The organism is Leifsonia sp. NPDC056824, from assembly GCF_042789575.1.
GTDB lineage: Bacteria > Actinomycetota > Actinomycetes > Actinomycetales > Microbacteriaceae > Leifsonia.
Genome location: NZ_JBHUAV010000001.1, coordinates 1,255,714 through 1,274,333 on the forward strand (window position 1 = coordinate 1,255,714; position 18,620 = coordinate 1,274,333).

20 protein-coding genes are annotated in these 18,620 nt (G+C 71.7%); 13 read left to right on the plus strand and 7 right to left on the minus strand.

Translation table 11 applies throughout. The features are described 5' to 3' along the window. Positions 1-31 precede the first annotated feature (31 nt). Positions 32-1,333 (minus strand): glutamyl-tRNA reductase, encoded by a 1,302-nt coding sequence (locus tag ACFRFH_RS06365; protein WP_382462144.1) that lies wholly within the window; start codon positions 1,331-1,333, stop codon positions 32-34. Between the two features lie 113 nt (positions 1,334-1,446). Between ACFRFH_RS06365 and hemE the strand changes: the two genes are divergently transcribed. The 11 genes from hemE to hemL all read left to right on the plus strand — a co-directional run bounded on the left by hemE (position 1,447) and on the right by hemL (position 11,407). Continuing rightward, positions 1,447-2,595, plus strand: a complete 1,149-nt coding sequence (gene hemE, locus ACFRFH_RS06370; RefSeq protein ID WP_382462145.1) for a uroporphyrinogen decarboxylase — start codon at positions 1,447-1,449, stop codon at positions 2,593-2,595. Then, positions 2,592-4,235, plus strand: a complete 1,644-nt coding sequence (locus tag ACFRFH_RS06375) for a protoporphyrinogen/coproporphyrinogen oxidase (RefSeq protein WP_382462146.1) — start codon at positions 2,592-2,594, stop codon at positions 4,233-4,235. The genes hemE and ACFRFH_RS06375 overlap by 4 nt, the downstream gene beginning before the upstream one ends. Before the next feature lie 6 nt (positions 4,236-4,241). Continuing rightward, complete coding sequence (locus ACFRFH_RS06380; protein WP_382462147.1) at positions 4,242-4,562, plus strand: hypothetical protein; 321 nt, start codon at positions 4,242-4,244, stop codon at positions 4,560-4,562. A 41-nt stretch (positions 4,563-4,603) separates the two neighbouring features. Continuing rightward, positions 4,604-5,014 carry a phage holin family protein gene (locus tag ACFRFH_RS06385; RefSeq protein ID WP_382462148.1) on the plus strand — a complete coding sequence of 137 codons (411 nt, stop codon included), beginning with the start codon at positions 4,604-4,606 and terminating at the stop codon, positions 5,012-5,014. After that, complete coding sequence (locus tag ACFRFH_RS06390) at positions 5,004-5,219, plus strand: DUF3618 domain-containing protein (protein ID WP_382462149.1); 216 nt, start codon at positions 5,004-5,006, stop codon at positions 5,217-5,219. The genes ACFRFH_RS06385 and ACFRFH_RS06390 overlap by 11 nt, the downstream gene beginning before the upstream one ends. 112 nt (positions 5,220-5,331) lie before the next feature. Beyond that, a complete protein-coding gene (hemQ, locus tag ACFRFH_RS06395; RefSeq protein WP_382462150.1) occupies positions 5,332-6,066 on the plus strand; it encodes a hydrogen peroxide-dependent heme synthase in 735 nt (244 codons plus the stop codon). After that, on the plus strand, positions 6,063-7,244 hold the full coding sequence (locus ACFRFH_RS06400; RefSeq protein ID WP_382462151.1) for a ferrochelatase: 1,182 nt from the start codon (positions 6,063-6,065) through the stop codon (positions 7,242-7,244). The genes hemQ and ACFRFH_RS06400 overlap by 4 nt, the downstream gene beginning before the upstream one ends. Continuing rightward, positions 7,241-8,239 (plus strand): hydroxymethylbilane synthase, encoded by a 999-nt coding sequence (gene hemC / locus ACFRFH_RS06405; protein WP_382462152.1) that lies wholly within the window; start codon positions 7,241-7,243, stop codon positions 8,237-8,239. Before ACFRFH_RS06400 ends, hemC begins: the two co-directional genes overlap by 4 nt. After that, positions 8,236-9,033, plus strand: coding sequence for a uroporphyrinogen-III synthase (locus ACFRFH_RS06410; RefSeq protein WP_382462153.1), 798 nt, complete (start codon positions 8,236-8,238; stop codon positions 9,031-9,033). The genes hemC and ACFRFH_RS06410 overlap by 4 nt, the downstream gene beginning before the upstream one ends. 95 nt (positions 9,034-9,128) lie before the next feature. Further along, positions 9,129-10,055, plus strand: coding sequence for a porphobilinogen synthase (hemB, locus tag ACFRFH_RS06415; RefSeq protein ID WP_382462154.1), 927 nt, complete (start codon positions 9,129-9,131; stop codon positions 10,053-10,055). Further along, complete coding sequence (gene hemL, locus ACFRFH_RS06420) at positions 10,052-11,407, plus strand: glutamate-1-semialdehyde 2,1-aminomutase (RefSeq protein ID WP_382462155.1); 1,356 nt, start codon at positions 10,052-10,054, stop codon at positions 11,405-11,407. The genes hemB and hemL overlap by 4 nt, the downstream gene beginning before the upstream one ends. A 65-nt stretch (positions 11,408-11,472) precedes the next feature. Here the strand turns inward: hemL and ACFRFH_RS06425 are convergent, their stop codons facing one another. The 5 genes from ACFRFH_RS06425 to ACFRFH_RS06445 form a co-directional block, all read right to left on the minus strand. After that, on the minus strand, positions 11,473-11,709 hold the full coding sequence (locus ACFRFH_RS06425) for a hypothetical protein (protein WP_382462156.1): 237 nt from the start codon (positions 11,707-11,709) through the stop codon (positions 11,473-11,475). A 38-nt stretch (positions 11,710-11,747) separates the two neighbouring features. Further along, entirely contained in the window at positions 11,748-13,001 is a 1,254-nt protein-coding gene (locus ACFRFH_RS06430; RefSeq protein ID WP_382462157.1) for a sugar ABC transporter permease, read from the minus strand. Continuing rightward, positions 13,001-13,837, minus strand: coding sequence for an ATP-binding cassette domain-containing protein (locus ACFRFH_RS06435; RefSeq protein WP_382462737.1), 837 nt, complete (start codon positions 13,835-13,837; stop codon positions 13,001-13,003). The genes ACFRFH_RS06430 and ACFRFH_RS06435 overlap by 1 nt, the downstream gene beginning before the upstream one ends. Before the next feature lie 145 nt (positions 13,838-13,982). Next, the gene (locus ACFRFH_RS06440; protein ID WP_382462158.1) at positions 13,983-15,101 is read right to left on the minus strand and encodes a sugar ABC transporter substrate-binding protein; all 1,119 of its coding nucleotides are present in this window, start codon (positions 15,099-15,101) and stop codon (positions 13,983-13,985) included. A 148-nt stretch (positions 15,102-15,249) separates the two neighbouring features. After that, positions 15,250-16,431: an ROK family protein gene (locus tag ACFRFH_RS06445; protein WP_382462159.1), complete on the minus strand. Its 1,182-nt coding sequence runs from the start codon at positions 16,429-16,431 to the stop codon at positions 15,250-15,252. A gap of 148 nt (positions 16,432-16,579) precedes the next feature. Here ACFRFH_RS06445 and ACFRFH_RS06450 point away from each other — a divergent pair, with 148 nt between their 5' ends. Then, the gene (locus ACFRFH_RS06450) at positions 16,580-16,966 is read left to right on the plus strand and encodes a hypothetical protein (RefSeq protein ID WP_382462160.1); all 387 of its coding nucleotides are present in this window, start codon (positions 16,580-16,582) and stop codon (positions 16,964-16,966) included. Between the two features lie 15 nt (positions 16,967-16,981). Here ACFRFH_RS06450 and ACFRFH_RS06455 read toward each other — a convergent pair whose 3' ends face one another. Then, a complete protein-coding gene (locus ACFRFH_RS06455) occupies positions 16,982-17,371 on the minus strand; it encodes a DUF1304 domain-containing protein (RefSeq protein ID WP_382462161.1) in 390 nt (129 codons plus the stop codon). 24 nt (positions 17,372-17,395) lie between these two features. On the opposite strand from ACFRFH_RS06455, the gene ACFRFH_RS06460 reads away from it, so the two are divergent. Further along, positions 17,396-18,616 carry an FAD-dependent oxidoreductase gene (locus tag ACFRFH_RS06460; protein WP_382462162.1) on the plus strand — a complete coding sequence of 407 codons (1,221 nt, stop codon included), beginning with the start codon at positions 17,396-17,398 and terminating at the stop codon, positions 18,614-18,616. Positions 18,617-18,620 lie beyond the last annotated feature (4 nt).

Genomic DNA, 18,620 nt, shown 5'->3' on the forward strand with positions numbered 1-18,620 from the left:
TCCTCCTCTGGTGGGTGCTCCTGGACGGACGTCAGGAGGCGGCGGTCTCGTCGTCGACGGCTCGGAGCGCCTGCGGGTGGGGTGCGTCGTCGACCTCCACGCCGAACAGCGCCGACGTCGCGTCCACGAACGTCTGCGCCTCGCCGTTCCTGGCGAGCTCGCGTGCTCGGACCGACGGAGTGTGCAGCAGCACGCCGGCCAGGTGGCGCAGCGCCGCCTCGGTCTGCTCGGTCGAGTCGCCGCGCGAGCGGGCGCGGGCGATCTCCGCGTCGAGGATGCCGAAGACGTGGGTGCGGAGGGCGATCAGCGCGGGCGTGACGGCCTGCTCGGCGTTCTGCGCCGCGAACTCCGCTGCGGCGGCGCCGACGAGCTCCCTGGCGTCGGCCGCGGCGTTCAGCTCCTCGACCGGCGCGTGGATGCTGATGGTCTCCAGGTCGAGCAGCTCGACGTCGCGCAGCTCGGCGACGGCCGGGTCGACGTTGCGGGGGAGGCCGAGGTCGATCACGAGGCGGCGCGCGGCGGCGTCCGGCGCGGCGATCGCGTCCGCCAGCAGGGCGCGGGTGATGACGTGGTCGGTGACGGCCGAGCAGGTGACGACGAGGTCCGCGGCGCCGAGCGCCTCCAGGAGGTCGTCGGATTCGACGGGGACGACATCGTGCGACAGGGCGAACTTCGCCGCGCGCCCGGTCGGCGAGAACACCTGCACGTCGACCACGCCGCGCTCGCGCAGCGCTGCCAGGCTGGCGCCGGCGTACTTGCCGGTCCCGACGAGCAGCACCCGAACGGCCGCCCAGTCGCTGATCCGGCTCTCCGCCAGCTCGAGCGCGAGGCGGACCATGGAGCGGCCGGCCGTCATGATGCCGGTCTGGTTCTTGACGCCGCGGGACGTGCGCGACGCGACCTGGAAGACGCGCTCCAAGCTCCCGGTCACGGTGCCGGAGGTGCGGGCCGCCTCCAGGGCGCGCCGTACCTGCCCGGCGATCTCGCCCTCCCCGACCACGACGGACTCGAGTCCGCTGGAGACGGAGAAGAGGTGCTCGGCGACGGCGTCGTCGCTGTAGACGGCGCTCGAGGAGCGGAGGAGGTCGGCGTCGATGCCGCTGGCGGCGGCGACCGTCTGGATCACCCGGTCGGTGGTCGCGTCCGCGGCGATCGGCTTCACGTCCACGTCGAGGTAGGCCTCGAAGCGGTTGCAGGTGGCGAGGACGACCGAGCCGGCGACGAGTCCGTGCTGCTCCGCGAGTGCCGCAGTGACGGCGGGCGCATGGCGCTCGAGCCGTTCGAGGAGGTCGAACTCCGCAGTGCGGTGGCTCGACGAGAAGCAGAGAAGCACGGGGGAAAGGATACGCTCGGCGCCGACCAGACTCGAATCGGGATACCCCGTCCTGAGCCGGTTCGACACGATTCCCGGGGGATTGGCAGATTGGCGCCTGGCAGAATCATCGGGTGACCTCCCTCGACCCGACCCACCCGCTCTCCGAAGGCCGAACCGCGGGCAGTCGCCTGATCCGCTCCTATCAGGGCGACCGCCAGGAGACCGTCCCCGTCTGGTTCATGCGCCAGGCCGGGCGATCGCTGCCCGAGTACCGGGAGTTGCGCGTCGGTACGCACATGCTCGACGCCTGCCTCGACCCCGCGATGGCGAGCGAGATCACGTTGCAGCCGGTGCGCCGGCACGGCGTGGACGCGGGCATCTTCTTCAGCGACATCGTGGTGCCGCTGAAGCTCGCCGGCGTGGCCGTGGAGATCCAGGCGGGCAAGGGCCCGGTGTTCGAGAGCCCGGTGCGCACCTCCGATGATGTGGCACGACTGGAGGAGGTCGACCCGGCCTCGCTCGGCGCCGACACGTTCGCGCCGATCGCGGAGGCCGTGCGCCTGACGACGGCCGAGCTCGGCGACACCCCGCTGATCGGCTTCGCGGGCGCCCCCTTCACCCTCGCCGCCTACCTCGTGGAGGGCGGCCCCTCCAAGGACCACATCCGGGCCCGCACGCTCATGCACGCCGACCCGGAGACCTGGGCCCGGCTGATGGCGTGGAGCGCCGACGTGACCGGTGCCTTCCTGCGGGCGCAGCTGCTGGCGGGAGCGAGCGCCGCCCAGCTCTTCGACTCGTGGGCAGGGTCGCTGTCGCTGCACGACTACGTCGAGCACGTCGCCCCGGCGTCCGCGCGGGCGCTCTCGCACATCCGCGACCTCACCTACGAGGTGCCGCGAGCGCAGGAGGTCGAAGCCGATGCTCCGGCGAACGACGAGCCCCTCGTGCGCAACGTGCCGATCGTGCACTTCGGTGTCGGCACCGGCGAGCTGCTCAAGGCCATGCACGAGGTGGGCGCCGATGCGGTCGGCGTCGACTACCGCACGCCGCTGGACGAGGCCGCCCGCCGGCTCGGCCACGTCGTCCCGGTGCAGGGCAACGTCGACCCGGCGATGCTCGACGCTCCGTGGGAGGTGCTCTCGGCGCACGTCGTGGACGTCCTGGAGCGCGGCCGGGAGGCGCCGGCGCACGTCCTGAACCTGGGCCACGGCGTCCCGCCGGAGACCGACCCGACGGTGCTGACCCGCGTGGTCGAGCTCGTCCACGGATGGCGGGCATGACCTCCCAGCCGCTCGATCACGACGCCGTCACGGAGAGCATCCGGCACGCGGTGGAGGCCGCGCCGACGCGCATCGTCGTGATCGGCGGCGGCGTCTCCGGGCTGGTCGTGGCGCGCGAGTGCGCCCGCCCGGGCTTCGAGGTCACCGTGCTGGAGGCCTCCGGCCGCGTCGGCGGCTCGGTGGCGCCGCTGGAGCTCGGCGGCATCACCGTCGACGCCGGCGCCGAGAGCTTCGCGACCCGCGGCGGCCACGTCGCCGCCCTGCTGGCCGACCTGGGCCTGGCGGACGACGTCGTGGAGCCGAACCCGGCCGGCGCGTGGGTGCGCAACGGCACGCGCACCGTCCCGCTGCCGAAGGCCGGTCTGCTCGGCATCCCGAGTTCCCCGCTGGCGACCGACGTCGTCGCCGCGATCGGCTGGGGCGGCGCGGTGCGCGCCTACCTGGACCGGCTGCTCCCGGTGTTGAAGATCGGCCAGGAGCGCAAGCTCGGCACCCTGGTGCGCAAGCGGATGGGGTCGAAGGTCCTCACCGAGCTGGTGTCCCCTGTCGTGACGGGCGTGTACTCGGCCGATCCCGACGACCTCGACGTGGATGTGGTCGCCCCCGGGCTCAACGCGGCGCTCACCCGGCTCGGCTCGCTCTCCGGCGCCGTGGGCGAGTTGCGCTCCGCCGCGAAGGCGGGGAGCGCAGTCGGAGGCATCCGCGGCGGCATGTGGCGCCTGCCGGCGGCGCTCGCCGCGGACATCGCGGCACGGGGCGGGACCATCCGCACCGACGCGGCGGTCGTCTCGGTGACGCCGTGGGTCGCGCCCGACCCGGAGGACGTCGCCGCAGCGGCGGTGGAGGCCGCGATGGCCGACGCCGTCGACGAGGCCGCACTCGACGGGCTGGCGCTCGCCGGGCAGCTCCCAGCAGAGCCGGCCGAATCCGCCGCTGAGCCCACCGCCCCGCGCCCGGCCCGCTGGACCGTCACCCTCGCGGACGGCTCCACCCTCGATGCAGACGTCGTGGTCATCGCTGCGCCCGCCGACGCCGCCCTCGAACTCCTCCCCGGCATGGACGCCGCCCTCGGCGACCTCGCCGCTCTCGACTGGCCTCCCGCGTCCAGCGTCGAACTGGTCACGCTCGTCCTCACCGACGATCGGGTCGGCGCCGCTCCCCGCGGCACCGGCGTGCTCGTCGCCGACGGCCCCGACTCCGGCGTCTCCGCCAAGGCGATGACGCACTCCAGCGCCAAGTGGGCGTGGGTCGCGGAGGCCGCCGGCCCCGGCCGCCACGTCGTCCGGCTCTCGTACGGCCGCGCCGGCCGCGCGTCCGGGACCGTGGCGCTCTCCGACGCCGAGCTGCGGGCGCTCGCGGTCGCCGACGCGGCAGCGCTGCTGAATATTCCGCTCACGGAATCCGCTGTCTCCGCGTTCGCCCGGACCCCCTGGACGAACGCCCTCCCCTATGCAACAGTGGGGCAGCGGGAGCGCATCCAGCGCGTCCGCGACGGAGCTGAGAACGTCGAAGGGCTCGAGGTGACCGGCTCCTGGCTGACCGGAACCGGTCTCGCGTCCGTCATCCCGGACGCGCGCCGGGTGGCGGAACGGGCCAGGGGTCTACGCTGGAAGGCACTGACCGACGACCTGGAGGGGTAGGACGCAATGCGGGGCAAGATTCTCTTCGTGACGGGGGCGGCGGTGGGCTACGTGCTCGGCACGCGCGCCGGTCGCAAGCGTTACGACCAGATGAAGTCGGCCGCTCTCAAGGTCTGGGAGTCGCCCGGGGTGCAGAAGCAGGTGAACGCCGTCGAGGACTACGTCGCGGCGAAGATCGGCGAGGCTCCGGAGGCGCTGTACACCACGATCAAGAAGGGCGTGGTCCGGGCGAACGATCGCCGCAAGGAGGCTCGGGCCGACTCCCGCACGACGGGGGTGGCCGTCGTCGCCGTCACGCGAGATGATCCTGACGAAGTGATCCGGTAGCGCGCAGTCTTAAACGAGTGTCACGGAAGGGCGGTGAGCCGATGACCGATCGGGAACGTGCCAGGTCGCAGTCGCTCGGTGAGCTGATCGCGTCGCTCCCGCGGCTGCTGATCCAGCTCGTCAAGGCCGAACTGGCGAACCTGAAGGCCGAGTACGCCGAGAAGGCGAAGTATGCCGGGATCGGCATAGGACTCTTCGTGGTGGCCGCGGCTTTCCTCTTCTTCGCGCTCGGGGTGCTCGTCGCCGCGGCGATCCTCGGGCTCGCGCTCGTGCTGCCCGGCTGGGCCGCTGCGCTCATCGTCTTCGGCGGCCTCGTCGTCATCGCGGTGATCCTCGCGCTGATCGGCGTCGGCTCGCTCAAGCGGGTGGACGGCGCGGCGCCGAAGGAGACCATCGCCAGCGTCAAGTCCGACATCGACGCCGTGAAGGGGCTGGGCAAGTATGACAACTGACCGAAGCGGCGTCGAGAAGGCCCGCGCCGACCTGGCCGCGACCATCGACGCCATCCAATACAAGGTCAACGTGCCCGCGCGGGCGTCCGAGCGGTTCCGGAGGCTCCGCGACGACAACCCGCTGGCGCTCGTCGGCCTCGCGGTCGGGGTAGCGGTCGCCGTCGGCGGCACGGTCTGGGCGATCGTCGCCGCCTCCCGCCGCTGACCGAATCGTCGAAGGGCACGTAAACGCCCTTTTCCGCGCGTTTTAAGGGCGTTTACGTGCCCCTCGACGCCCTGGTTTTTGCCTTCTCAGCTTTGCGAGGGAGACTGTCGGTATGAGTACCCCGGCTGCCGTTCCGGCAGAGTCGACCGCCCCCGAAGACACCGCCCCCGAAAGCCCCAGCGGATTCACCCTGTGGGCCGTCCTGCGCCGGGACCCCGCCCGTCCCGACGACCTCGACGGCACCGACGTGCCCAAGGCCGTCCAGGAGCTCGAAGGCGTGATCGCCGACATCGAGCTGCAGGGCGTCGTCACCCGCGGACTCTACGACGTGAGCGGCCTCAAGGCCGACGCCGACATCATGATCTGGCTGCACGGCCCGGAGGCCGAGGCCCTGCAGTGGGGTCTCCGCCAGCTCCGCCGCACCCGCCTGTTCAAGACGCTCCTCCCGACCTGGAACGCGATGGGCGTGCACCGCGACGCCGAGTTCAACCGCCAGCACGTCCCCGGCTTCCTGCGCGGCAAGGAGCCGAAGGGCTGGCTGTGCGTCTACCCGTTCGTGCGCAGCTACGAGTGGTACCTGCTGCCCGACGAGGACCGCTCGAAGATGCTCGCCGAGCACGGTCGCAAGGGCGCCGCGTTCCGCGGGGTGCTGGCCAACACCGTCGCGGCGTTCGCCCTCGGCGACTACGAGTGGATCCTGCCGCTGGAGGCCGACGAGCTCACCGACCTGGTCGACGTGATGCGCGACCTCCGCTACACCGAGGCCCGCCGCCATGTGCGCGAAGAGGTCCCGTTCTACACCGGCCGTCGCATCCAGCCGGCCGAGGTCGTCGAGGTGCTGCAGTGACCGACACCGAGGCCGTCCCACGAGTGCTCGGCGCGACGGACGCCGCCGCGTCCGGTCCGGAGCATGTGACCGAGCCGGTCGCGTACGACGCCATCCTCCTCGCCGGCTTCGGCGGACCGGAGGGCCAGGACGACGTCATCCCGTTCCTCCGCAACGTGACCCGCGGCCGCGGCATCCCCGAGGAGCGCCTCGAGGAGGTCGCCCACCACTACCGGCACTTCGGCGGGGTGAGCCCCATCAACGACCAGAACCGCGAGCTCAAGGCCGCGCTGGAGGCCGAGCTCGCCTCGCGCGGCATCGACCTCCCCGTGCTGTGGGGCAACCGCAACTGGGACCCGTATCTGGAGGACGCCCTCGCGGAGGCGCAGGAGCGCGGTCTCACCAAGCTGATCGCCATCGCGACGAGCGCGTACTCCTCCTACTCGAGCTGCCGCCAGTACCGCGAGGACTTCGCCCGCGTGCTGGAGGAGAAGGGGCTGGACGGCACCATCCAGATCGACAAGGTGCGCCAGTTCTTCGATCACCCCGGCTTCGTCGAGCCGTTCATCGAGGGCGTCCGCAACGCCGTGGACGAGCTGCGCGAGCGCATCCCCGGCATCGACCCGGCGACCGAGATCCGCATCCTCTACTCGACGCACTCCATCCCGTCGACGGACGCCGCCAAGTCCGGCCCCGCCGACCGTGGCTTCGGCGAGGGCGGCGCCTACGCGGCCCAGCACCTCGCCGTCGCGGAGGTCGTCTCGCAGGAGGCCGCCGGCGGCGTCATCGGCTGGGACCTGGTCTACCAGTCCCGCTCGGGCCCGCCCTCGATGCCGTGGCTGGAGCCCGACATCAACGACCGCATCGCCGAGCTCCCCGCGCTCGGTGTCAAGGCCGTCATCATCGTTCCGCTCGGCTTCGTGAGCGACCACATGGAGGTGCTCTGGGACCTCGACAACGAGGCGATGGAGACCAGCGAGGAGAACGGCCTCGTCGCCGTCCGCGTGCCCACCCCCGGCACCCACGCCCGCTACGTGAAGGGCCTGGTCGAGCTCGTCCTGGAGCGCCGGGACGGCGTCCCGGTCGAGCAGCGTCCCGCACTGACCACGCTCGGCCCCTGGTACGACGTGTGCCGCCCGGGCTGCTGCGAGAACGTCCGCCTCGGCTTCAAGCCGGCCGCCGCTGGACTCGCGCCGTGAACGGCACCGTGAGCAGGGCCGAAGGCGCGTCCGCGCGCCGCGACGGCGTGCTGCGCATCGGCACACGGGGCAGCGCCCTCGCGGTCGCGCAGACGACCGCCGTCGCCGAGTCGATCGCCCGGGCGACCGGGCTCGACATCGAGCTGGTCACCATCACCACGCACGGCGACACCTCGCGCGAGTCGCTGTCGGAGCTCGGCGGCACCGGGGTGTTCGCCACCGCGCTGCGGGAGGCCCTCCTCGCCGACGAGTGCGACCTCCTCGTCCACTCGCTCAAGGACCTGCCGACCGCGCCGGCGCCCGGGCTGGTCATCGGCGCGGTGCCCAAGCGGGCGGACGCCCGGGACGCGCTGTGCGCGCGCGACGGCTTCACGCTCGACACGCTGCCGGAGGGCGCGAAGGTGGGCACCGGCTCGCCGCGCCGCGTCGCCCAGCTCAAGTCGGTGCGTCCGGACCTCGACGTGGTCGACATCCGGGGCAACGTGGACACCCGGCTCGGCAGGGTCGTGGAGGGCGACCTCGACGCCGTCGTGCTCGCCGCCGCGGGCCTCGGCCGGCTCGGCCGCCTCGACGCCGTCACGGACTTCTTCCCGCTGTCGCAGGTTCCGACCGCTCCGGGCCAGGGCGCGCTCGCGCTGGAGGTCCGCGCGGGCGAGCAGACCGGCCGCGGAGACGTGGCCCGCGCGCTGAAGGCCGTCGACCACGCGACCACGCACGCTTGCGCGACCGCCGAGCGCGCCGTGCTAGCCGGGCTCGAAGCCGGCTGCGCCGCCCCGATCGGCGCGTCCGCGCTGGTCGACGACGGCCTCCTGTTCCTCACCGCGACCGTGTACCGCCCGGACGGAACCGAGCGGCTCACGGCCTCCCACGCCGCCACCCCGGACTCCTTCGGCCACGCCGACCTCGACGAGGCCGCGCGCGAGGTCGGCGCCCGCGTGGTGGCCGAACTGCTCGGCGCGGGCGCAGCCGACCTGGCCCCGCTCGGGAGCGAATGATGCCCTCCACGCCGTCCTCTCCGAAGCCGCTCGCCGGCTGGCGCGTCCTCGTGCCCCGGGGAGGGCCGTGGGGTGACTCGGTCGCCGCCGACCTCCGCGCCAAGGGCGCCTCGCCGGTCGTGGCCGCGATGATCAACTTCGCGCCGACCGCCGACTCCCCGGCTCTGGAGGCCGCCCTCGCGCGGCTCGCGGCCGGCGGCTTCGACTGGGTCACGGTCACCAGCGCCACCACCGTCGACGTGCTGAGCGCCGCCCGCGCGGTCGTCCCGCCCTCCACCCGGATCGCGGCCGTCGGCGAGACCACGGCCGCCGCGCTGGCCGCCGCCGGCTACGCCGTCGACCTGGTGCCATCGGAGGACAACTCCGCGCGCGGACTGCTCGCCGAGTGGGAGGCCGCGACCGAGGGCGTCGTCCCGCTGCGCATCCTCACCCTCCGCTCCGAGATCGCCAAGCCCCTCCTCACCGAGGGGCTGCGTCGTATCGGCCACGAGGTGGAGTCGGTCGTCGCGTACCGCACGATCGGCATCCCCGTATCGGAGAACATCGTCGCCGACGTGCGCGAGGGTCTGGTGCAGGCCATCCTCGTCACGAGCGGCTCCGTGGCCGAGCAGGTGCAGGTGCAGCTCGGCCCCATCCCCGAGACCACCCTCGTCGCCGCGATCGGCCCGCAGACGGCGCGGGATGCCAGGGAGTACGGCCTCCGCGTCGACGTGATCGCCGACGAGCGCACCGCGGCCTCCCTCATCGAGGCGGTCGCCGCTGCCGCGACCGCGCACCGGTCCGCCGCCTCCTGAGCGTGCGCGGGCACCCGGCGCCGCGGCGTAGGCTGGGGAGAGTGAGTGAGTTGCATCCCGTCGTACGGCCCCGGCGCCTCCGGCAGTCACCTGCCATGCGCCGTCTGACGGCCGAGACCCGCCTCCACCCGGCCGAGCTGATCCTCCCGCTGTTCGTGCGGGAGGGCGCCTCCGAGCCGCAGCCGATCGGCTCCATGCCGGGTGTCGTGCAGCACAGCCTCGACTCCCTGAAGCGCGCAGCCGTGGAGGCGGCGGAGGCCGGCGTCGGCGGCGTCATGCTCTTCGGTGTTCCCGAGACCCGTGACGCGACCGGCACCGCCGCGACCGACCCGGACGGCATCCTCAACGTCGCCACCCGCGCGCTCGCCTCCGAAGTCGGCGACGCCCTCGTCGTCCAGACCGACCTGTGCCTGGACGAGTTCACCGACCACGGCCACTGCGGCGTGCTCGACGCCGAGGGCCACGTCGACAACGACGCCACCCTGCTGCGCTACCGGGACATGGCCCTCGCGCAGGCGGAGGCCGGCTCCCAGCTGCTCGGCCTCAGCGGGATGATGGACGGCCAGGTCGCCGCCGTGCGCGACGCGCTCGATGCCGCCGGACGCATCGACGTCGTCATCCTCGCCTACGCCGCCAAGTACGCCTCCGGCTTCTACGGCCCGTTCCGGGAGGCCGTCGACTCGCAGCTCTCCGGCGACCGCCGCGCCTACCAGCAGGATCCGGCCAACCGCCGCGAGGGCCTGCGCGAGGCGCAGCTCGACCTGGATGAGGGCGCCGACATCCTCATGGTGAAGCCGGCCCTCAGCTACCTCGACGTCCTCAGCGACGTCGCCGCCATCAGCGACGTGCCGGTCTGGGCCTACCAGGTCTCCGGCGAGTACGCGATGGTGGAGGCCGCAGCCGCGAACGGCTGGATCGACCGCGAGCGCGTCATCGAGGAGACCCTGATCGGCACGCGCCGTGCGGGCGCCGACGCCGTGCTCACCTACTGGGCGACCGAGGTCGCAGGATGGCTGCGATGAACAACACCGACTCCCAGGACCTGCAGGGCCTGGCCGACGGCGCCGCGATCGGCGACGTGAACCTGGCCCAGTTCGAGCGCGCGCAGCGCGTCATCCCCGGCGGCGTGAACTCCCCGGTCCGCGCCTTCCGCTCGGTCGGCGGAACGCCGCGCTTCATGGTGTCGGCGCACGGCCCCTACATCGTGGACGCGGAGGGGCGCGAGTACGTCGACCTGGTCGCGTCCTGGGGTCCGGCGATCCTCGGCCACGCGCACCCTGCCGTGATCGACGCCGTGCAGGCGGCCGCCGGGCGCGGGCTCTCGTTCGGCGCCTCCACGCCGGCCGAGACCGAGCTGGCGGAGGCCGTGCTCGGGCGGGTGCCGTTCATCGACAAACTGCGGCTGGTCTCCACCGGCACCGAGGCGACCATGACCGCGATCCGCCTGGCGCGTGGCTTCACCGGCCGCCCGCTGCTGATCAAGTTCGCCGGCCACTACCACGGCCACTCCGACAGCCTCCTCGCCGAGGCCGGCTCCGGACTCGCGACGCTGTCGCTGCCCGGCTCCGCCGGCGTCACCGAGGCCACGGCCGCTCAGACCCTGGTCCTCCCGTACAACGACCTCGACGCCGTGCGCGCCGCCTTCGAGGCGAACGGCCCGGACATCGCGGCCGTCATCACCGAGGCCGCCGCCGCGAACATGGGCGTCGTCGCCCCGGACGAAGGCTTCAACGCCGCGCTGACCGACCTCGCCCACGAGTTCGGCGCGCTGCTCATCCTCGACGAGGTGCTCACCGGTTTCCGCGTGAGCGACGCCGGCTACTGGGGCCTCGACCGCGGCTACACGCCCGATCTGGTCACCTTCGGCAAGGTCATCGGCGGCGGGATGCCGCTGGCGGCCGTCGGCGGCCGCGCGGAGCTCATGGACTTCCTGGCCCCGACCGGCCCGGTCTACCAGGCGGGCACGCTGTCGGGGAACCCGGTCGCGGTCGCCGCCGGTCTCGCCACGCTGGCGCACGCCGACGAGGCCGTCTACGACCGCCTGGATGTCGTCGCGGAGACGCTGTCGGGCGCCGTCTCCGACGCTCTGTCAGCGGAGGGCGTCGCCCACCGTGTGCAGCGCGCGGGCAACCTGTTCAGCTTCGTCTTCGGCGACTTCGCTGCCGCGCCGCGGACCTACGCCGAGGTGCTGTCGCAGGAGGCGTTCCGCTACCGGCCGTTCTTCCACGCGATGCTCGACGCGGGCGTCTCACTGCCGCCGAGCGTCTTCGAGGCCTGGTTCGTCACCGCCGCCCACGACGACACCGCCGTCGCGCGCATCCTCGCGGCCCTCCCCGCCGCCGCCCGCGCCGCCGCCCAGGCAACCCCGGCCTGACCCCACCCGAAACGTGAGCAATCGCGGGAATCCGATCGCGGATTCCCGCGATTAGTCACGTCTCGTCAGGTGTCGGCGGGGGAGGGGGTGCGGGAGAGGGAGTCGACGTAGGTGTAGGTGGCGGACGCCGGCCAGCCGTCGGCGTCGAGGAGTGCGTAGACGTCGAAGTTGAGCTCCCCGCCGCCACCGGCCGCGCGGCGCAGCGTGCGCGGCGGGATGTCCGACGACGCCCGCACGGTCACCGTCTGCGGGTCCACGCCGGCACGGAGAAGGCGGGCGTGGAAGGTGGTGGTTCGGGTCACCGGTCCACCTTCTCACACCCGCCCGGAGTGCTGTCCCGCTAAGCCTGCCCGTGCGATTCGCGCGAGCGACGGGACAGCGAGTCGATGATCACGGCGAGCAGCAGCACTGCTCCGGTGATCATGAAGCGGTACGACGAGTCGAGGTTGAGCAGCGTCAGGCCGTTCGAGATCGACTGGATGACCAGGATGCCCAGCAGTGCCGACCACGCCGAACCGCGTCCGCCGAAGAGGCTCGTGCCGCCGATGACCGCCGCCGCGATCGCGTTCAGGTTCGTGTCCGTTCCGCCGGAGCCTGCGCTCACCGACGCGAGGCGCGCCGCGGCGAGCAGCCCGCCGATGGCGGCGAACGTCGAACACAGGATGAACACGCTGATGAACACCCGGTTCACCTTGATACCGGCTCGGCGTGCGGCCTCAACCGAACCGCCGACCGCGAAGACCGAGCGGCCCCACTTCGTGCGTGTCAGGAAAAAGTTCATGATGATGACGAGCACGACGAAGAACAGGAACATCGCCCCGGTGCCGCGGTCGGTCGACAGGTACCAGACCGCGATGCAGAGGCCGACCAGGAGCAGTCCCGCCTTGATCAGGACGACGGCCATCGACCCCTCGGACAGCCCGGCGTTGCGACGGCGGACGTTGCGGCGCCAGTCCGACCAGAACATCGAGCCCGCGGCGATCACGGCCAGCGTGTACGCCGCCCACGGCGGGAGGAACGTCTGCTGGGCGAAGTTGACGATCCACGAGTTGTAGGGGATGTTGATCGAGCTGTTCGGTCCGAGGATCCAGAGCTGCACGCCCAGGAAGCCCAGCAGTCCGGCCAGCGTGATCACGAAGCTCGGCACGCCGAACCGGGTGAAGAGCTGGCCGTACAGGAAGCCGATCGCCGCGCCCGCCAGGATGGCGACGATCACGGTGAGCGCCAGCGGCCAATGCAGCTGCGTGAAGCCGACGCCGAGGATGGCCGCGGACACACCGCTCACCGAGCCCACCGACAGGTCGATCTGGCCGAGGAGCAGCACGAGCACGATGCCGATGGAGATCGTCCCGATCGCCGCGCACTGCAGCGTCAGGTTGACCAGGTTGTTGGCGCTGAGGAAGTTCGGGTTGAGGATCTGGAAGACCACCCAGATCACGATGAGCCCGACGACCACCGGCAGGGAGCCGAGGTCGCCGCCGCGCACACGGCGCCCGAAGGCGCGGGCCGCACCGCTGAGCCCTTCCTCGCGGATGAGCCGCTCGTCCTGCAGGTCGGCGGCGAGCTGGGCCGGGGTCTCTGGTGCCTTGGTCATCAGTCCTGCTTCCCTTCGGTGTGCTCGACGCGCTCGACGCGCTCCTCGATGCGTTCGGCCCGCTGCGCGACGACATTGTCGGTGGCGCCGGTGATCGCCGAGATGATCTCTTCGTAGCTGACGTCGGGGACGCGGAAGTCCCCGTTGTTGCGGCCGAGCCGCAGCACGGCCACCCGGTCGGCGACCGCCTGGACGTCCGCCATGTTGTGGCTGATCAGGATGACCCCCAGCCCGCGCTCGCGCAGCCGCTCGATGAGGTTGAGCACCTCGGCGGTCTGCGCGACGCCGAGGGCCGCGGTCGGCTCGTCGAGGATGACGACGCGCGGGTCGCCGATCAGCGAGCGGGCGATCGCGACGGTCTGGCGCTGGCCTCCGGAGAGGGACGCGACGGCGATCCGCACCGACGGGATGCGGGCCGAGAGCTGCCGGAGCAGGCTCCACGACCGCTTCTCCATCTCCTCCTCGTCGAGCGTTCCTCGGGTGACCTCCCGTCCGAGGAAGAGATTGGAGACGACGTCCAGGTTGTCGCAGAGCGCGAGGTCCTGGAACACCGTGGCGATGCCGAGCCCACGGGACGCCGAGGGCGACGGGATGTTGACGTCCTGACCGTCGAAGCTGATCGTCCCGGTGTCCTGCGGGTGCACTCCCGCGAGGATCTTGACCAGGGTCGACTTCCCGGCTCCGTTGTCGCCGACAAGGGCGACGACCTCCCCCGGGTAGACGTCGAGGTGGATGTCGGTGAGCGCCTGAACGGCTCCGAACCCCTTCGACACCCCCCGCAGTGAGAGGACGGGCTGTCGGCTGGAGGGCTCCTGGTCGGTGACCGGGGATTCCATCGTCACGGCGTTCTCCTTCGGGCCTGACGCGATGCTGTCGCGTGGTGCTGGATAGTGCTGTCTTGGCTAACTGTATGGCGGAACCACCCGGCCCGGGGATGCGGAATCCGCGCCCCGGGCCGGGTGGCCCCGTGTGGTTCGATGACTACTTGATGCCGTACTTGTCGCACGCCGCCTTCAGGTCCGCGGTGCAGATCTTCGAGGCGGAGTCGGAACCGTAGAACTGGTCCTTCACGACCGTGGACTCGATGTTGTCCGTGGTCACCGCGACCGGGGTCAGCAGGATGGACGCGATCTTCGCGCCGCCGGCCGTGGCCACCTGAACGGTCTGCTCGGACGGCTTCTGGCCCTTGGTCAGAGCGATGGCGAGCGTCGCCGCCTGCTCGGCCTCCGGCTTCAGCGCCTTGTAGACGGTCATGTACTGGTCGCCGGCGAGGATGCGCTGGATGCCCGCGAGCTCAGCGTCCTGACCGGTCGTCGGGGGCAGCGGGCTCAGGTTGGCCGCCTTCATGGCCGCGATCGCGCCACCGCCGGTGCCGTCGTTCGCCGCGTAGACGCCCTTGATCTGGTTCTTGAACTGCGAGACCTGACCGGACACCCAGTCCTGGGCCTTGGCGGGGTCCCATCCTGGTGTGTCGAACTCGGCCAGCACCTTGTAGCCGCTGGAGTCGATCACGCTGTGCGCGCCCTTCTTGAAGAGGGTCGCGTTGTTGTCTGTCGGCGAGCCGTTGACCATCAGGATGCCGGCGCCCGAGGGCACGTTGTCCTTCTTCAGCTTGTCGACCAGCGCCTGGGCCTGCAGCTGTCCGACCTTCTGGTTGTCGAACGAGATGTAATAGTTCAGGTCGGGGCTGTTGATGAGGCGGTCGTAGGAGATGACCGGGATGTTCTTGGCCTTCGCCTCGCCGACGATCGACGCCGCGGCCTCGCCGTCGAACGGGTCGAGGACGAGCACCTTGACGCCCTGGGTCAGCATGGACTCCGCCTGCTGCTGCTGCTTGCTGGCGTCGCCGTCCGCGTTCGCGTACAGGACCGTGCAGCCGGAGCAGAGCGACTTGACCTTCGCCTCGAAGTAGGGCTTGTCCGCCGCCTCGTAGCGGGCGGTGACCGAGTCGGGGAGGAGGAGACCGATCTTGGCGTTCGCGGCGCCCGACGCGTTGTTCGTCGACGTGTTGCCGGAACCGTTCGAACAGGCTGTGAGGGTGAGTGCTGTGGCCAGGATCGCAGCGGACACCATGACCGCTCTCTTGGTGGCGATCTTCATTGAAAAACCTCCGATTCGAAGCCGCCGACGTTGGCGACTGGGTTGAGTGTGTCAGGGGCCGCGGCTTGGCGTCAATACTTGAATTCAAGCTTTCGATAACGGTTCGTCACGGACGGGGGACAACGGGGGACACCGGTTCGCCGCGGTCTCAGACGGCGACGACTCCGCTCGTGAGCGAGATGCTGTCGACCGCGTGGACGACGGCGCCGAGGGTCGCCGCCCTGACGCCGAGCTGGCCCTGCACGATGTCGGGCATCAGGTCCTGGCTCACGATGATCGAGCGCTCGACGGCGTGACGCATCGGGCCGAGCAGCAGCTCCCCGGCGCGGGCGAGCTCGCCGCCGACGACGACCCGCTCCGGGTCGAGCAGGTTGCAGAGGTTGGCCGTCGCGATCCCGATGTGCCGTCCGGCGTCCGCGATCGCGCGGATGCACCGGGCGTCGCCCGCCATCGCCTGGAGGACGACGTCGCCGAGCTTCAGGCTGCCGAGGTGGTCGCGCAGCTCGTCCAGCACGGCCGGGCCTCCGGCGATGGCCTCCAGGCAGCCGCGGTTTCCGCAGCGGCAGAGTGGGCCGTTCTCCCGGATCGTGGTGTGGCCGAACTCGCCGGCCACGCCGTTGGTCCCGCGGAAGAGCTGGCCGTTGAGCAGCAGCCCCGCGCCGATCCCGTCGCCGACGTCGAGCGTGATGGAGGTGCGCTTGCCCCGGCCGGCGCCGAGGCGCGACTCCGCCAGGGCCGTGAGGTTGGCGGCGTTGTCGATGAAGACCGGGCGCTTCACCCGGCGCTCGAGGGCCTCCGCGATCACCACGCCGTCCCAGCCGCGCATGATGCCGCTGCGCGCGATCGTGCCGGTGGCCCTGTCGAGCGGCGCAGGCACCGCGAGGCCGACCGCCAGCACCTCGTCGCGGGACGCGTCGACCGAGTCGAGCATGTCGTTCAGCAGCAGCGCGACCTTGTCGAGCTCGTTGTCCGCGCGGTGGTCCTTGGCCAGCGGCATGTGGTTCTCGGCGACGACCGTGTTCGCCACGTCGGCCAGCGCGACGCGCAGATGCCGGGTGGAGAAGTGGACGCCGACCACGAGCCCGAGCGCGTGCGCCAGGGTGACGTGCTGGGCGCGCCTGCCGGAGCGGATGCTCTGTGCGGTGTGCAGTACGCCGGAGGTGGCGAGCTCCTTGACGATGTTGGAGACCGTGGCGGGGGAGAGCCCCGTCGCGCCGGCCAGCTCCACCTGCGTCAGGCCGCCGTGCTTCTTGATGGCGTCGACGATCCGAGCCCGGTTGGCTTCACGAAGTGAAGTCTGCGAGCCCGGAGTTCGCCGCTGCGTTGCCACGCGAGAAGGATACATGCCGCTCGGGCGACCGGATCATGAGAGTCCTGCGACCACTTCGCGTCGTCCTTCGCGGCCCTCCAAGCCAACGGTTACGGGTTTGTGAGATTCGCGACCCCCGCCGACCCCGGTCGGCGGGCAGGATAGACCTATGGCCGACCTGCACGTTCACCCCGACCGCCTGGAGATCCACCTCACCCGGGCCGAGAAGGTGCTCTCCGTGCGTCGGGAGGATCTGGTGATCCCGCGCGAGAGCATCCGATCGGTCGCGATCACGGAGGACCCGTGGATCTGGATCCGCGGCATCCGCGCCCCGGGAGCCGCCGTCCCGCTCACGCTCTCGGTCGGCACCTGGAAGTTCCACGGCGGCAGGGACTTCCTGCTCATCAAGGGCAAGCAGCGTGCCGCGGTGGTCGTCGACCTCGATGGCGAGGAGTTCTCCCGCGTGATCGTGTCGACGCCGCACGCCGCGAAGTTGGTGGAGGCGCTGCGCGTCGACGTGGGGGAGATCCCGTCCGGCGGGGAGGTCATCGACTGACGGCCGGGGTGCGCCTCACCCCGCGTGCGCGACCGAGAACAGCACCAGCCCCACCAGCGGCGGCACCCCCTGCAGCAGCGCCGCCCCCCAGAACCGCCGCCCGGTCGTGAGCAGCACGATCGCGGCCAGGACCATGCACGCCCCCGTGAAGAACATGATCCCGAACCCGACGTGCCGCAGTGTCGTCCAGTAGAGGACGAGCCCGACCGCCGTGCCGCCTGCGAGGAACAGGTTGTAGAACCCTTGGTTGTAGGCCATCGGCCGCACCACGTCGGCGTCCCGCTGCGTCGTGAGCCCGAACCGGCGCCACACATTCGGTGACGACCACAGCATGCTCTCCATCGCGAAGAACACCAGGTGCACGACGGCCGCGAGCGCGAGGAGGACGGACCCGATGATCGTCATGGGGGGAGACTACGCTGCGTGGTGATGGAATCGCTGCAGGCATCCTGCGCCGTCTCCGGGGGTGGACCCGCCGGGATGATGCTCGGGCTGATCCTCGCCCGCGCCGGGCTGGACGTGGTCGTGCTGGAGAAGCACGCCGACTTCTTCCGCGACTTCCGCGGCGACACCATCCACCCGTCGACCGTCGGCGTGCTCGGCGAGCTCGGGCTGCGGGACGCGTTCCTCGGCCTCCCGCACACCAGCATCCGCACGCTCGACGCCGTGGTCGACGGCACGCGGCTGCACCCGATCGACTTCGGGAGGCTGCCGCCGCCCGACGACTTCCTCGTCCTCGCGCCGCAGTGGGACTTCCTGACCTTCCTGGCCGAGGAGGCGGAGCAGTATCCGAACTTCCGGCTGCTCCTGCGGACCGAGGCGACCGGGCTGATCCGCGACGGCGACGTGGTGCGAGGGCTCACCGCCGAGGGACCGGACGGACCCCTGCGGGTGGAGGTCGACCTCACCGTCGCTGCGGACGGCCGCGACTCCGTCCTGCGCGCCGCCGCGGGTCTGCGTCCCCGCCGGTTCGGCGTGCCGATCGACGTCATCTGGTTCCGCCTCCCGAAGCCCGCGCAGCCCCAGCCGTTGACGCTCGCCTATCTCGGCTACGGCGCGATGGTGATCACGATCGACCGCGGCGACTACTTCCAGACCGGCCTCGTGATCGCGAAGGGCGGCATCGACGAGCTGCGCTCCGCCGGCCTCCCGGCCTTCCGCTCGGCCGTGGCGGGCGCCGCCCCGTTCCTGCGCGAGCCGCTGGAGACGATCACCGACTGGGAGCCGCTCAAGCTGCTGAGCGTGCAGATCGACCGGCTGCCGCGCTGGTACCGGCACGGCTTCCTCGCCATCGGGGACGCCGCGCACGCGATGTCCCCGGCCTTCGGCGTCGGCGTCAACTACGCCGTGCAGGACGCCGTCGCCACCGCGAACGCGCTCGCCGCACCGCTCCGCGACGGCCCGGTCGACCTCCGCCTCCTCGACGCCGTGCAGCGCCGCCGCCTCCCGCCTGTGGAGTGGATGCAGCGCATCCAACTCGCCGCCCACCGCGGCATCTCCCGCCCCGGCGCCGGCCCGCTGCTCCCGCGGTCGCCGTCGCCCGCAATGCGGCTGGCCATCGGCGCGGCCACCCCCGTCGCACAGCGGCTCACCGCGCGCCTGATCGGCCGCGGCCTCCGGCCCGAGTCGGTCGCGCCCTCCCTGCGCTGAGCGG